Here is a 14,447-nt window from a genome sequence, read left to right on the forward strand (position 1 = left end):
CACCGCAGTCACGTGGTGGCTTTCAGTTCCGCCGCGTTTCCATTGGCGGCAAGCATTGCCAGCGTCTGGGTAATGGCCTGTACCTCGGGGGTGCCGAAGAGTTCGGTGTAGCGATCCAGGTTGTCGCGATACCAGTCGACCAGCATGCCGAGGTCTTCGCGCAGGCTGTGCTGGGGCTTCCAGCCCATGCTCTGGAGCTTGCTCCAGGAGATCGAATAGCGCGCGTCGTTGAAAGGCCTGTCCGGTACGAAGTCCACCAACTGATCGACGCTGCGCCCGAAGTGCTCGCACACCAGCTCGGCCATCTCTAGGTTGGTGTATTCCTCGGTGGTACCGATGTTATAGGTCTCACCGACCGTACCCTGCTCGGCAACGAACAGAACAGCACGCGCGAAATCACGGGTGCTCAGGTAATGGCGGCGGTTGCTGCCATTGCCATGCAGCGGCAAGCGCCGCCCGGTGAGCAGGTGACAAATGAAGCGGGGAATGATCTTTTCCGGGAACTGGCGAATGCCGTAGAGGTTGTTCGCCCGGATGATCACGATGGGCTCGTGATAGGACTGGATATAGCCGCGCAAAATCATTTCTGCGGCAGCCTTGGACGAGGAATACGGGTTGGTCGGACGTAGTACATCGTCCTCCGCCGCCGCTCCGCTCATCACTTCGCCATACACCTCATCGGTGCTGACATGCACCACTTTGGGCACTCGCTCCTGGCGACAGGCTTCGATCAGCGCATGGGTACCCAGCACGTTGGTGCGGGTGAACTCCAGGGAGTTGCCGAAGGAGTTGTCGACGTGGCTCTCCGCTGCGGCATGGATCACCAGGCAGGCGCCCTTGACCACCCGCCGGCACAGATCCAGATCGGCAACGTCGCCCACCAGAAGCTGAGCTCGGTTGGAGAACACGTGGTGGGAGATGTTTCGCACGTCACCCGCGTAGGTCATCTTGTCGAGGACCACCACACGGGCATCCGGATACTTCTGACAAGCTTCATCGACGATATGCGAGCCAGCGAAGCCGGCACCACCGGTAATTACGATCTTGCGCATAAACAACCCCTCCCCTCTGCACCGCGAAGTAACTTCGCAAGCCCAGAGCGATGCACTCGAATTTAATTAAAACAGTGGGTTAATCGCATACTGCAACTCACCCCACCACGACCCCGCCCTAACAATAAATTGACGCCATAAATAAGCACTTGAGCTTCAAATGGCTCGCTATGCTAGCGGGAAACCACCCGCCCCCAGAACAGGAAAAACAGCACGGCCAGCGCAGCAAAATTCACGCCACCATAGAATGAGCCGAGCAGGGTGGTTGTCAGGTGAGGCCAGAAAATCGCACTCAAAAACAGAAGAGCAAACAAAGCGGACGCATGATAAATCAAGTTTGTTACAGGCGCCCTTACTGCCAGCAGAGCCAATTGCAATGGCGCAGAAAGAGCAACTGCAACCATTCCAAAACCCATATAAAAAAGCGCACTCGCACCCTCGCGATAAGTTTCGCCATACACAAAAACAAGTAAGCGATCGCCCTCAACGGACACCACCAGCAGAAAGAAAACTGCTGGCACGAGAAACAGCATGGAAACACGCAAGATCTGCCTGAAAAAATCTGCCGAACTGACCTCTCGGTAACTCGCCATAAGTTTCGGTCTGAAGTAATTGGTCAGCCCAACCAGCAGCGGATTCATCAAGTTTGTCAGCGCCACACAAACCGCGAACACCCCAGCATTCCTGGCACCACCTCCCGCAAGAGCCAGCCACGGGTAGAGCTGAATGCTGGCGACATGGCACGCCGTCCCGAGTACCAGCCAGCGGCCGTAGCCAAAAAACTGCATCAGCCATCCAGCCATCTCGGCGACTGTCGACACGTGCCCAGCAAATACCCCCCGAACCAAAAAAACCAAAACAGGCAGCAAAGCCGCCACGCCTATCGCGACAAAGGCACTATTGGCGGATAGCTCATTAAAGCCAGCCAGTAGAAGAACCAGTACAAGCTGTAGCGCACAAGAAAGCAGATCTTTCAGGAGCGCAGACGTCAATTTTCCAGCGACATACAAATGGCGCCTAACAAACTCACGCAACACCAAACCTATTACCGCGAAAGGCAGAGTGAAAACCAACCCGCGCAAACTCTCAACGCCAAGAGCAGCAGCAATAACAATAAGAATGCAGACCAACAACCCAACCAGGAAAGTACCTAACAGTCCCGCCCTTAAAATGCCGGACTGATGTTTGTCTTCATGAGAACTGAAATAGGTATAAGGCGTTGCGACCAATGTGTCGCCAAGACAAATAACCAAGAAACAAAATGAATACCCAAGCGCGAAAAGCCCCAACTCTTCTTGCCCTGCTGCTCGCGCAATTATCAACCCAGTTACAAAACTTCCAACACTCTGCGCGCCCTGACCCAACAAAACGAAAACAGCGCCCCCCACTCTTTCGCGCAACGAAAGTAATTGCCGCAACACCCCCATAAGAGCTCCAACAGCAGATCAGCAAAAATAATTTGGCAGCGTCGGATTTTTAGCCTATTCCCCCAGCACCAAGCCTGCCCCTGATGATGGCGAAATGACATATTTTGTCACTAATGGACACTGTTCCTGCGAATGAAGAACCACGCCGCCGCTCCTTGGCAAGGCACGCACGCCAGCGCCTGCCATATCGAAGTGCAGCCGCATCGTCGCTTCGCCGACAGCATAGAAGGCAGAATGCCAGCAGGACAACGGGGCAGCGATGCATGAGCCGCAAATATGGCGGCCAATCATCCGGCATCAGGGCCAAAGGCCGCCCTAGCGTTGGTTTTGGCTGGCCCGTAATAGTTACGGAGCCCGGAGCGGCGGCACCGCTTGCCCAGGCTGACGACACGCGTCAGCCCTGGCACCCCGTCAGAACCGCCAGATCATCCCGCCACCCAGCACATGCAGGGCGCTGTTGGCGTACTCACCGGAGACCGAGCCACCGGAGCGGCTCTTGGTTTGCTGCACGTCCATGTCACCCAGCCAGATCAGCGTGTAGCTCATGGTCAGGTCGAGCCCTTCTTCCAGCTCGTAGTTGAAGCCGGTGGCCAGGCGCCAGGCTTCATTCATCGGGTTGTCCACGGTGCGGTCGTCATCCTCCACCGCCGAGCTGTCGTAGCCCACGCCCATGTTCCAGCGCAGCTTGCGGCTGATCTGGTTCTGCGCACCGACAGAAACGTGCCAGGTGTCCTTGTACTGGCGGTCGACGCCCGTACTGGTGCCTGCGGCGTTGGTGTCGACCTCGACGCCGATCTTGCCGAACTCGCTCCAGTCCTGCCAACCCACGCTACCGAGCAAGGTCCACTGGCTGCCCAGCTGATAGGACAGGCTGGCCAGGGCGGTTTGCGGCACGCTCATGTCGAGCTGCAGCTGGTCAATACCCACTCGGTTCAGCGCCAGGTTGAGCAGCGGGTTGGTGATGTCCTTCAGCTCCGGGCTGTCCTCGAATTCCAGATCGATCTTGCTGGTGTAGGCCAGGCCCAGCTTGGTGCGCTCGTTGAGGTTGTAGAGCAGGCCCAGGTTGACGCCGGCACCCCAGTCTTCGTCCTTGTAGCGCAGCTGACCGTCATCGGCGTTGCCCAGGCCCAGCACGTTGTTGTTGACCGCCACTTCGGTGCGGAAATAGCCATACATCAGGCGTGGGCCGAAGCCGAGCGAGAGGTCGTCCGTGACCTGGTAGGCGAAGGTCGGCTGGAACGACACGCCCATGATTGCCGACTCCTGGGTGAAGTAGCGCCCGGCCCAGTCGTCGTCGTAGTCCAGCGCCAGGCCGAAGTTGCCGTACATGCCAAAGCCGATGCTGGTGCGCTGGTCTTCCAGTTGGTGGCTGATGAAGAAACTGCTGCCGGGGATGTACTCCAGCGAGTTGCCGCCCTCGTTGCCGCCGAAGGTGTTGTCATCATCGCGGGAGAACTGCAGGTCGCCGAGGATCACCTGGGCGTTGACGTTGACCTGGGTGCCCTTGAGCTGGCTGATGCCGGCAGGGTTGTTCATCAGGATGCTCGGATCGGTGGCCAGCACCGCCGCACCCGCGTTGGCCAGGCCCGTCCCCTCCTGGCCCGCCTCGTAGATCATGATCCCGCCGGCCCAGGCCTGACCGGCCGTACCCAGCAGCCCGACAACCCCGAGGGCCAGGGCGGAGAGTTGATGGCGGGCGCTGAGATTGCAACGCAAGTGCTTGGCACTCATAGGGTCTGCTTCCTTAACCAATTCTGCATTTGGCAGCACTCGAACAAGCCTGCCTGTTGATACGAAACCTGTGAGCTGGGCCGGGTGGCCCGACGTCGGATAGTACGGCACACATCAGGTGTAAATGGACTAAACCAGCAACAGCTTAGTCAATATTTTCCAGCGGCCAACCTGCATGGCAGAGCGGCGGCGAGGCGTTCGCCTCACTCGGCCCGGGTCGACTCAACGCTGACTGCGAAACGCCTTGGGCGACTGGCCGCTGCAGCGCTTGAAGAAGCGCGAGAAATACGCCGGCTCGGAGAAGCCCAGGCTGTCCGATACCTGGTTCACCGTCATCGCCGTGTAGACCAGGCAGCGCTTGGCCTCCAGCAACAGGCGCTGGTTGATCAACTGCAGCGCCGACTGCCCGGCCAGGCGCCGGCACAGGGCATTCAGGTGCGCGGCGCTGATGCCCAGCTCGGCGGCGTAAAACTCGATCGGGCGATGCTCGCGAAAGCGCGCTTCGAGCAGGCGGGTGAAGCGCTGCAGGTGCTCGCGCCCGCGATCCGGCGTCTGCGCCTCGGCATGCGCCAGGGCCAGCGAACGGCGCCCGACCCACACCAATAACGCACTGATCAGCGACTGCAGCATCAGCTCGCGCCCCGGCTGCTGCTCGCTGTATTCCTGGGCGATGGAGTCGAACAGCGCATCCAGGTAGCGCTTCTGCCCCGCCACCGGGTAGCAGGCAGCACGCGCCAGCGGCGGGCTGTCGAGTACCGCTCCGAGCTGCTCCACCAGCGGCAGCGCCAGGCTCAGCACAAGGCCCTGGATGTCCTGGGAAAAACGGAAGCCGTGCACGCTGAGCGCCGGCACCACCTGCAGCGAGGCCTGCCGCACGGGATGCACCACGCCCTCCACTTCCAGCTCAGCCGTGCCGCCCTGCACATACAACAGCTGCACCAGATCGCCATGACGGTGCGGTTTGATCTCCCAGTCGTGCTGGCGGCTGCGCTCGGGGATCGACTCGCAGTGGATCAGGTCCGGGGTCGGCCAGGACGCTGTCTCGCCATACAGCTTGAACACCGGCACGGCGCTGGCGGGTGTTTTATGCATGGCGACATGACCCTCGAAAAGTCCAGAAAGATAATCCGATAGTGCCTTCAACCCCATCGACTATCCACCAAAAATACAGGCGACTTCACACCAAGCCCGGACCAGAGCCACCCGCGCAACGGCCCACTAAGGACAATAACAATGAAGACCCAAGTCGCCATCATCGGCGCCGGCCCCTCTGGCCTGCTGCTCGGCCAGTTGCTGCACCAGGCCGGCATCGACACCATCATCATCGAACGCCAGACCCCCGACTACGTGCTCAGCCGCATCCGCGCCGGCGTGCTGGAACAGGGCATGGTCGACCTGCTGCGCGAAGCCGGCGTGCATGAACGCATGGATAAGGAAGGCCTGGTGCACGACGGCTTCGAGCTGGCCTTCGACGGCCGCCGCGAACGCATCGACCTGCACGGGCTGACCGGCGGCAAGACCGTGATGATCTACGGCCAGACCGAGGTCACCCGCGACCTGATGGCCGCCCGCCAGGCCAGCGGTGCCAAGACTCTCTACGGCGTCACCGACGCCCAGCTGCACGAGCTGAAGGGCGAGAAACCGCACGTTACCTTCACCCTCAACGGCGAGAGCGTGCGCCTGGACTGCGACCACATCGCCGGCTGCGACGGCTTCCACGGCGTGTCGCGCCAGTCGATCCCGCAGGGCGTGCTCAAGGAGTTCGAACGGGTTTACCCATTCGGCTGGCTCGGCGTGCTGGCCGACACCCCGCCGGTCAACGAAGAGCTGATCTACGCCAACCACGAACGCGGCTTCGCCCTGTGCAGCATGCGTTCACCGACCCGCACCCGTTACTACGTGCAGGTGGGTAGCGAGGAGAAGGTCGAGGACTGGTCCGATGAGCGCTTCTGGGACGAACTGAAAAGCCGCCTGCCGGCCGACGACGCCGCCCGCCTGATCACCGGCCCGTCGATCGAGAAAAGCATCGCGCCGCTGCGCAGCTACGTGGTCGAGCCCATGCAGTACGGCCACCTGTTCCTGGTTGGCGACGCCGCGCACATCGTCCCGCCCACCGGCGCCAAGGGTCTCAACCTGGCCGCCAGCGATGTCAGCACGCTGTACCGCATCCTCCTCAAGGTCTACCGCGAAGGCCGCACGGACCTGCTCGAACGCTACTCGACGGTGTGCCTGAAGCGCGTCTGGAAGGCCGAGCGCTTCTCCTGGTGGATGACCTCGATGCTGCACAAATTCCCCGGCACCGACGCCTTCAGCCAGCGCATGCAGCAGACCGAACTGGACTATTTCGTTGGCTCCGAGGCCGGCCGTACCACGATCGCCGAGAACTACGTGGGGCTGCCCTACGAGCCTATCGAAGACTAATCGGCCTGCTTGCCGGTGCGCCCACGGAGGCGCACCGGCCTTTCAATCTCACTGGAATTGGTATTCCAGCCCCGCCCCCACATACCAGGAACGTCCCGGCGCGGCCTCGTAGTAGCGGCCATTGCTGTCGCCGACGATCACCGAGCCGACGTACTGACGGTCCAGCAGGTTGTCCAGGCGTACTAGCTCATGGAACGTCCATGGGCCGGCTTTCTGCTCGAAACGCGTGCGCCAGTTGAACACCGCATAGCTCGGCGCGGCCTTGGCCTCGTTGCGATCCTCGACGTAGACCTTGCTGCGGTACTGGCCCTCCAGCCCCATGCTGATGTCCTCGCGCGGCTGCCAGACCAGCTCGCCGAACAGGCTGCTGCCCGGCACGCCAGGCAGGTGGTTGCCCTTGTCGATGGTATTGCCGCCCGCAACGAAGTCTTCGTTGTAGGTGGCCTCCAGGCGGGTATAGGCCAGGCTGGCTTCCCAGCGCTCGCTGAGCCGGCTCTGTACGCCCAGCTCGAAACCCCGGCGCAGGGTCTTGCCGGCGTTCTGGTAACTGGTGCGCCCGTCGGTGGCGCTGGCCACGACGATCTCGTCGTCGCTACGGATCTCGAACAGCGCCGCGTTGATGCGCGTGCCCTCGCCCACCTTCGCCTTCAGGCCGATTTCGTACTGGGTGCTGGCCGCCGGATCGAGGTCGAAGTTGAAGCCTTCCGCCGCGCCGGGGGCGTAGGCCATTTCGGCCTGGGTCGGCGTCTCGAAGCCTTTGCCGACGCTGGCGTAGCCATGCAGGTTGGGGGTGAAGGCGTACATGGCCGACAGCGACGGGGTGAACTGCCGGTAGGTCTTCGAGCCACTGGAGTCGCCGTTGGCCAGGTAGTGGTCGTCGACATCCATGTCCATGCTGCTGTAGCGCACGCCGGCGTCGAAGGTCCAGTCCGCCAGCTGCCAGCGCGCCTGCAGGTAGGGGTCGAGGCTGGTGGCGGTGTCCTGTTCGTCACGGCGCAGTTCGCCCTTCACGCCGAGCTGGTCGCCGCTGAAGTTCTGGTAGCCATGGCGGTCGTCACGGCTCTGGTCATAATCGAGGCCGCTGGTGAGCGTCAGGTTGCCGGGCACGCCCTGCAGCGGCTGAATCCAGCGCAGGGTGCCGCCGTGGAAGCTGCGATCGAAGTCCACCACGCCACCGCCACGCTGGCTGTTGGAAACCACGGTTTTCGGGATGGACAGGTACTGCACCACGCTGCGCTGGCCGGCATAGAGGTTGACCTGCAAGGTGGCGTCGCCGATGTAGCGCTCGTAGTTCATCCCTAGCTGCTGGTGGTCGATGCTCTTGCGCGTGTTGTATGTCTCGGCCGCCGCGGCCACCGAGCGCGGGTCATGCTGGTAGGCGTCCCAGGTCTGGCCCAGCGGGTCCTCGGTGCCGTTCTGCTCCAGGCTGCTGAAGATCAGCGCCATGCGGCTATCGGCATCGGGCTTGAAATTGACCTTGGCGAAGGTCTGATCACGGCGGGCGGCGCTGTGGTCGCGATAGCCGTCGGTATCCATGCGCGAAGCATCGACGAGGAAACCGGCCTGCTCGTTACCGCCTTCGCTGTACAGATGCTGCTTGCTGAAGCCATCGCTGCCGACGCTGGTTTCTGTACCGACTTTCGGCGCGCCATAACCATCGCGCGAGAACATCTGGATCACCCCGCCGGCGTTGCTGCCATAGATGGTCGAGGCAGGGCCGCGCAGCACCTCGATGCGCTCGGCAACGTCGAGATTGAGGGTCGCCGCCTGCCCCTGGCCGTCCGGGGTGCTGGCCGGAATACCGTCGCTGAGCAGCTTCAGGCCGCGAATGCCAAAGGCCGAGCGCGCGCCGAAACCGCGCGAGGAAACCTGCAGGTCCTGGGCGTAGTTCTGGCGGTTCTGCACCACCAGGCCGGGCACTCGCTGCAGCGCCTCGGAGAGGTTTACCCCCAACTGGCCGTTGCCGAGCTGCGGCTGCTGCACGCTGTCGATGGCAAACGGCAGGTCGAAGCTGGACACCGGCGCATAGGTGGCGGTGACCACCAGGCTCGGCAGTTCAGTGCTGCCCACAGGCGTGGCGCTTTCCGCGCGTGCGGGCAAGGCATGGCCCAGGCCCAGCAGTAGCAGCGGCAGCAGGTTGAGCACCCGGCCACCCGGCCCGGCCGAACAGGGCGTCAGGGCAGCATCGTCGCCCGTCCTCGCGACAGGGACATCGCCCAATCCTGTCGGGCACCACTCGGAAAAGCGGCCAATACTTGCCAGGCTGGCGGACGGCTTGCCCGCCCGATAATCGAACACGCGCATTCTGTACCAACTAGTTAATTAGCAAGCTAAGAGTATAATCGCAGCACTCAACAGCGAGATACACGGCATGAAGCAACTATCGCAGGCCTCTGGCCTTGGCAGGTTCATCCTGATCGGCCTGGGCACCGTCATCGCCCTGCTCGGCATCGCCCTGGCCGCCGGCGGCGTCCGCCTGGTCATTCTAGGTGGCAGTTGGTACTTCTTCATCGGCGGCCTGGCCATGACCCTGGCAGGCCTCCTGATCGCCCTGCGCAAGCCGGCCGGCGCCTGGCTGTTCGCCGCATTCCTGGCCGGCACCGCCATCTGGGCCGTGCTGGACACCGACCGCAGCTTCTGGCCGATGTTCTCCCGCCTGTTCATGTTCAGCGCCATCGGCCTGGTGGTCGCCCTGGTTTACCCGCTGCTGGTTCGCGCCTCCGGCGGCACCGGCGGGCGCGCTGCCTACGGCGTTGCCGGGGTCATGGCCATTGCCCTGGTCTGGGCGGTGGGCAACATGTTCGTCGCCCACCCGAGCGTACCGGCCAGCGGCAACGGCCCGGGCCTGACCCCGGTGGACCCGGCCCACGCCCAGAAAGACTGGGCGCACTACGGCAACAGCGAAGGCGGCAGCCGCTTCGCCGCGCTGGACCAGATCAACCGTGGCAACGTCGACCAGCTGCAAGTGGCCTGGAGCTATAACACCGGCGACGTGGCGATCAGCGACGGCAACGGTGCCGAAGACCAGCTGACCCCGCTGCAGATCGGCGACAAGGTGTTCATCTGCACCCCGCACAACAACCTGATCGCGCTGGATGCCGACACCGGCAAGCAGCTGTGGAAGAACGAGATCAACGCCCAGTCCAAGGTCTGGCAGCGTTGCCGTGGCCTGGCCTACTTCGACGCCACCCAGGCCATCGCCCAGCCGACCCAGCCGAACAGCTCGCCAGTGATCGCCGCCAGCGTGCCGGCCGCTGCCAACTGCCAGCGGCGCCTGCTGACCAACACCATCGACGCCCGCCTGATCGCCGTCGACGCCGACACCGGCGAGTTCTGCCAGGGCTTCGGCAACAACGGCCAGGTCGACCTCAAGGCCGGCCTGGGCGACGTGCCCGACTCTTACTACCAGCTCTCCTCGGCACCGCTGATGGCCGGCACCACCGTAGTGGTCGGCGGCCGCGTCGCCGACAACGTGCAGACCGACATGCCGGGCGGCGTGATCCGTGGTTTCGACGTGATCAGCGGGCAGATGCGCTGGGCCTTCGACCCGGGCAACCCGCAGGACAAACAGGCCCCGGCCGACACCAACAGCTACGTGCGCAGCACCCCCAACAGCTGGGCGCCGATGTCCTACGACCCGGCGATGAACACCGTATTCCTGCCGATGGGCAGCCCCTCCACCGACCTCTACGGTGCCGAACGCACGGCGCTTAACCACAAGTACGGCGCCTCGATCCTCGCCGTCGACGCCAGCACGGGCACCGAGAAGTGGGTCTACCAGACCGTGCACAACGACCTCTGGGACTTCGACCTGCCGATGCAGCCGAGCCTGATCGACTTCACCAAGGACGACGGCAGCAGCGTGCCCGCGCTGGTAATCGGCACCAAGGCCGGGCAGCTCTTCGTGCTCGACCGCGCCACCGGCCAGCCGCTGACCAAGGTCGAGGAAGTACCGGTCAAATCCGCCGGCATCCCCAACGAGCAGTATTCGCTGACCCAGCCGAAATCCGTCGGCATGCCGCAAATCGGCGCGCAGACCCTAACCGAGTCGGACATGTGGGGCGCCACCCCGTATGACCAGATGCTGTGCCGCATCGACTTCAAGAAGATGCGCTACGAAGGCCTTTACACCGCCCCGGGCACCGACCTGGCGCTGAGCTTCCCCGGTTCGCTGGGCGGCATGAACTGGGGCAGCCTGTCCACCGACCCGGTGCACGGCTTCATCTTCGTCAACGACATGCGCCTAGGCCTGTGGATCCAGATGATCCCCTCGGCCAACCAGGGCCAGGCTGCTGGCGGCGGCGAAGCGCTGAACACCGGCATGGGCGCGGTGCCGCTCAAGGGCACGCCGTATGCGGTGAACAAGAACCGCTTCCTGTCGGTCGCCGGCATCCCCTGCCAGGCTCCGCCCTACGGCACCCTCACCGCCATCGACATGAAAACCCAACAGATCGCCTGGCAAGTGCCGGTCGGCACCGTGGAAGACACCGGCCCGCTGGGCATCCGCATGCACCTGCCGATCCCCATCGGCCTGCCAACCCTCGGCGGTACGCTGTCCACCCAGGGCGGCCTGGTGTTCATCGCCGGCACCCAGGACTTCTACCTGCGCGCCTTCGACAGCAGCAACGGCGCAGAAATCTGGAAAGCCCGCCTGCCCGTCGGCAGCCAGGGCGGCCCGATGAGCTACGTGTCGCCGAAGACCGGTAAGCAGTACATCGTGATTACCGCCGGCGGCGCGCGGCAGTCTCCTGATCGTGGCGACTACGTGATGGCCTACGCCCTGCCCTGACCATCAGGCCGGATGAGCGCATCCCCACGCAGAGGGGATGCGCCCAGCTGCTGCACAAGCTCCCCAGCGACGGCGCTCGCCTCACTGGATGATCTTCAACCCCGACGCCTCAGCGCCACTGGCGGCCCCAAACAAACGGGCATAGCCCAGCGTGGCATTGGCATGCTCACGCATGATCGCCTCAGCCCGCGCCCCTTGCTGGCCAAGCAGGGCATCCACCACCGCATGGTGTTGCATGTGGGCAAAATTGAAACGGCGGTATTCCTGGGTCAGGTTGTCGCGATTCACCGCCAGGGCGCTGACCGAGGCAAACGGCAAATGGTCATTGCGCGCCAGTGCCGCAGCGATAGCCGGATTGCCGCTGGCCTCGACAATGGCCTGATGGAAACGCTTGTTGATGTCGTGATAGTCGGCGAGATCTTCTTCGCTGACATAGCCCTTGGCGAACAACTGATCGCCCCGTACCAGGCACTCCAACAAGACCTCGCGCAGCGCCGGGCTAATTCCGCGCTCGGCTGCCTGCCGCGCGGCCAACCCCTCCAGCACCCCACGCACTTCCACCGCGCCAGCCAAGCCTTCGGCCGTTACCTGGCGCACGGCAAAACCACGCGCACCCCGGCGGATCAGCAAGCCCTCCTGTTCAAGCGCACGAAACGCCATCCGCACCGGCATGCGCGAAACCCCCAGGCGCTCGGCCGTGGGAATTTCGGCGACACGCTCGCCGCCCGACAACTCGCCATCGGCAATCATCTTGCGCAAAACGCTCAGCACGCGCTGCCCTGCACCGCTCATAAAAAGCCCCAATTGGATCCAAGAAAAGCAGTGTACCTGCTCTCTCGCTGCCGGTTATAGCGCCATTCAACCCTGCAAATCTGTTCGATTACCGCCCAACCATGGATCCAGCACAAGGAAAGACAATAGAAAACAGGGCCGATTAGCCATAGATTGGATCCAATAAAAACAAAGCTTCAAGGAAATCCCATGTTCCCGAAAAACGCCTGGTATGTCGCCTGCACCGCGGATGAGATCGCCGAGAACCCCCTGGGCCGAAAGATCTGCAACGAAAAGATCGTGTTCTATCGCGGCCAGGCGGGGCGGGTAGCCGCTGTCGAAGACTTCTGCCCGCACCGCGGCGCGCCCCTGTCGCTCGGCTTTGTTCAGGATGGCCAACTGGTTTGCGGCTATCACGGCCTGGTAATGGGCTGCGATGGCAAGACCGTCGCCATGCCGGGGCAGCGCGTGCAGGGCTTCCCCTGCAACAAGAGCTACCCGGTAGAGGAGCGTTACGGCTTTATCTGGGTCTGGCCCGGCGAGCCCAGCCTGGCCGATCCGGCGCTGATCCACCACCTGGAGTGGGCGGACAACCCGGACTGGGCCTACGGCGGCGGCCTGTTCCACATCCAGTGCGACTACCGGCTGATGGTCGACAACCTGATGGACCTGACCCACGAGACCTATGTGCATGCCTCCAGCATCGGCCAGAAAGAGATCGATGAGGTCGCCCCCAAGACCCGCGTCGAAGGCCACGAGGTCATCACCGAGCGGCACATGGAAAACATCATGGCCCCGCCGTTCTGGCGCATGGCTCTGCGTGGCAACGGCCTGGCCGACGACGTGGCGGTGGACCGCTGGCAGATCTGCCGCTTCAGCCCGCCCAGCCACGTGCTGATCGAAGTCGGCGTGGCCCACGCCGGGCACGGCGGCTACCACGCTCCGGCACAGCACAAGGCCTCGAGCATCGTGGTCGACTTCATCACCCCGGAGACCGATACCTCGATCTGGTACTTCTGGGGCATGGCGCGCAACTTCCAGCCGCAGGACGAGGCGCTCACTACCAGCATCCGCGAAGGCCAGGGCAAGATCTTCAGCGAAGATCTGGACATGCTCGAACAACAGCAACGCAACCTGTTGGCCAACCCGCAGCGCGCCCTGTTGAAGCTCAACATCGATGCCGGCGGTGTGCAGGCGCGCCGCATGCTCGAGCGCATCATTGCCGGCGAACAATCGGCCCAGGCGGACGGGAGCGCTACATGATCACCGTCACGATCAGCGCCATGCGCCTGGAAGCCCGGGAGATCCTCAGCCTGGAACTCGTGCGCCCCAACCGCGAGCCATTACCGGCCTTCGAGGCTGGCGCACATATCGACCTGCATCTGCCCGACGGCCAAGTGCGCCAGTATTCCCTGTGCAACCCGCCTGGTGAATGCCAGCGCTACTGCATTGCCGTGCTCAAGGATCCAGCCTCCCGTGGCGGCTCGAAGTGCGTGCATGAATCGCTACGCGTCGGCCAACAGCTGCAGATCAGCGCACCCCGCAACCTGTTCCCCCTGGTGCAGCACAGCGGACGCAGCCTGCTATTCGCCGGCGGAATCGGCATCACCCCGATCCTGAGCATGGCGCAATACCTGAGCCAGCAAGGGGCCGACTTCGAGCTGCATTACTGCGCTCGCTCGGTCGAACGCACCGCCTTTATCGAGCTCCTGAATCAAAGCGCCTTTGCCCAGCAGGTGCACCTGCATTTCGACGATGGCCCCGAGCAACAAAAGCTCGATGCCAGCCGCCTGCTCAGCTCGCCAGAGCCCACTGAACATCTATACGTCTGCGGCCCGAACGGTTTTATGGCGCATATTCTGGACAGTGCCCGCGCCCAGGGCTGGGAAGAAAACCAGCTGCACCGTGAATACTTCAGCGCTCCAGCCAGTGCCAGTGCCGGCGACGGTAGCTTTGAGCTGCGTATTCACAGCAGTGGTCAGGTGCTGCTGGTTCCGCCACACAGCTCGGCGCTGGAGGTCCTGGAAGCGGCCGGCTTCGATATCCCGGTCTCCTGCGGCCAGGGCATCTGCGGTACCTGCCTGACCGGGGTACTGGAGGGCGAGCCCGAGCACCGCGACCTGTTCCTGAGCCCGGCAGAACAGGCCCGCAACGACCAGTTCACGCCCTGCTGCTCCAGAGCCAAAAGCAACTGCCTGGTGCTGGATCTTTGATCCCCAGCTTCGGCCCGCCAGCGAAAGACAGAGGCTGATCATT

Annotated in this window: 10 protein-coding genes; 4 read left to right on the forward strand and 6 right to left on the reverse strand. The window is 63.1% G+C overall.

Translation table 11 applies throughout. The features are described 5' to 3' along the window. Positions 1–8 precede the first annotated feature (8 nt). From H3H51_RS00815 to H3H51_RS00830, 4 genes are all read right to left on the reverse strand, one after another. Positions 9–1,052 (reverse strand): GDP-mannose 4,6-dehydratase, encoded by a 1,044-nt coding sequence (locus tag H3H51_RS00815; RefSeq protein WP_183087118.1) that lies wholly within the window; start codon positions 1,050–1,052, stop codon positions 9–11. A gap of 173 nt (positions 1,053–1,225) precedes the next feature. Further along, on the reverse strand, positions 1,226–2,479 hold the full coding sequence (locus H3H51_RS00820; RefSeq protein ID WP_183087119.1) for a lipopolysaccharide biosynthesis protein: 1,254 nt from the start codon (positions 2,477–2,479) through the stop codon (positions 1,226–1,228). A gap of 411 nt (positions 2,480–2,890) precedes the next feature. After that, on the reverse strand, positions 2,891–4,210 hold the full coding sequence (locus tag H3H51_RS00825) for an OmpP1/FadL family transporter (RefSeq protein ID WP_183087120.1): 1,320 nt from the start codon (positions 4,208–4,210) through the stop codon (positions 2,891–2,893). A gap of 222 nt (positions 4,211–4,432) precedes the next feature. Next, positions 4,433–5,302 (reverse strand): helix-turn-helix domain-containing protein, encoded by an 870-nt coding sequence (locus H3H51_RS00830; RefSeq protein WP_183087121.1) that lies wholly within the window; start codon positions 5,300–5,302, stop codon positions 4,433–4,435. Between the two features lie 141 nt (positions 5,303–5,443). Between H3H51_RS00830 and pobA the strand changes: the two genes are divergently transcribed. Further along, complete coding sequence (gene pobA / locus H3H51_RS00835; protein WP_183087122.1) at positions 5,444–6,631, forward strand: 4-hydroxybenzoate 3-monooxygenase; 1,188 nt, start codon at positions 5,444–5,446, stop codon at positions 6,629–6,631. A gap of 48 nt (positions 6,632–6,679) precedes the next feature. Here pobA and H3H51_RS00840 read toward each other — a convergent pair whose 3' ends face one another. After that, positions 6,680–8,935, reverse strand: coding sequence for a TonB-dependent receptor (locus tag H3H51_RS00840; RefSeq protein WP_183087123.1), 2,256 nt, complete (start codon positions 8,933–8,935; stop codon positions 6,680–6,682). A gap of 67 nt (positions 8,936–9,002) precedes the next feature. On the opposite strand from H3H51_RS00840, the gene H3H51_RS00845 reads away from it, so the two are divergent. Continuing rightward, positions 9,003–11,420, forward strand: coding sequence for a glucose/quinate/shikimate family membrane-bound PQQ-dependent dehydrogenase (locus H3H51_RS00845; RefSeq protein ID WP_183087124.1), 2,418 nt, complete (start codon positions 9,003–9,005; stop codon positions 11,418–11,420). 81 nt (positions 11,421–11,501) lie between these two features. Here the strand turns inward: H3H51_RS00845 and H3H51_RS00850 are convergent, their stop codons facing one another. Next, on the reverse strand, positions 11,502–12,212 hold the full coding sequence (locus H3H51_RS00850; protein ID WP_183087125.1) for a GntR family transcriptional regulator: 711 nt from the start codon (positions 12,210–12,212) through the stop codon (positions 11,502–11,504). 189 nt (positions 12,213–12,401) lie between these two features. Here H3H51_RS00850 and H3H51_RS00855 point away from each other — a divergent pair, with 189 nt between their 5' ends. Beyond that, a complete protein-coding gene (locus H3H51_RS00855; protein WP_183087126.1) occupies positions 12,402–13,454 on the forward strand; it encodes an aromatic ring-hydroxylating dioxygenase subunit alpha in 1,053 nt (350 codons plus the stop codon). After that, positions 13,451–14,404, forward strand: a complete 954-nt coding sequence (locus H3H51_RS00860) for a PDR/VanB family oxidoreductase (RefSeq protein WP_183087127.1) — start codon at positions 13,451–13,453, stop codon at positions 14,402–14,404. The genes H3H51_RS00855 and H3H51_RS00860 overlap by 4 nt, the downstream gene beginning before the upstream one ends. Positions 14,405–14,447: the final 43 nt, after the last annotated feature.

The sequence above is a fragment of the Aquipseudomonas ullengensis genome (assembly GCF_014174475.1).
Lineage (GTDB): Bacteria > Pseudomonadota > Gammaproteobacteria > Pseudomonadales > Pseudomonadaceae > Aquipseudomonas > Aquipseudomonas ullengensis.

Bases quoted from the DNA above. Each gene is read 5' to 3' on its own strand.
- H3H51_RS00815 (WP_183087118.1), bottom strand. From the start codon at position 1,052: ATGCGCAAGATCGTAATTACCGGTGGTGCCGGCTTCGCTGGCTCGCAT.
- H3H51_RS00820 (WP_183087119.1), bottom strand. From the start codon at position 2,479: ATGGGGGTGTTGCGGCAATTACTTTCGTTGCGCGAAAGAGTGGGGGGC.
- H3H51_RS00825 (WP_183087120.1), bottom strand. From the start codon at position 4,210: ATGAGTGCCAAGCACTTGCGTTGCAATCTCAGCGCCCGCCATCAACTC.
- H3H51_RS00830 (WP_183087121.1), bottom strand. From the start codon at position 5,302: ATGCATAAAACACCCGCCAGCGCCGTGCCGGTGTTCAAGCTGTATGGC.
- pobA (WP_183087122.1), top strand. From the start codon at position 5,444: ATGAAGACCCAAGTCGCCATCATCGGCGCCGGCCCCTCTGGCCTGCTG.
- H3H51_RS00840 (WP_183087123.1), bottom strand. From the start codon at position 8,935: ATGCGCGTGTTCGATTATCGGGCGGGCAAGCCGTCCGCCAGCCTGGCA.
- H3H51_RS00845 (WP_183087124.1), top strand. From the start codon at position 9,003: ATGAAGCAACTATCGCAGGCCTCTGGCCTTGGCAGGTTCATCCTGATC.
- H3H51_RS00850 (WP_183087125.1), bottom strand. From the start codon at position 12,212: ATGAGCGGTGCAGGGCAGCGCGTGCTGAGCGTTTTGCGCAAGATGATT.
- H3H51_RS00855 (WP_183087126.1), top strand. From the start codon at position 12,402: ATGTTCCCGAAAAACGCCTGGTATGTCGCCTGCACCGCGGATGAGATC.
- H3H51_RS00860 (WP_183087127.1), top strand. From the start codon at position 13,451: ATGATCACCGTCACGATCAGCGCCATGCGCCTGGAAGCCCGGGAGATC.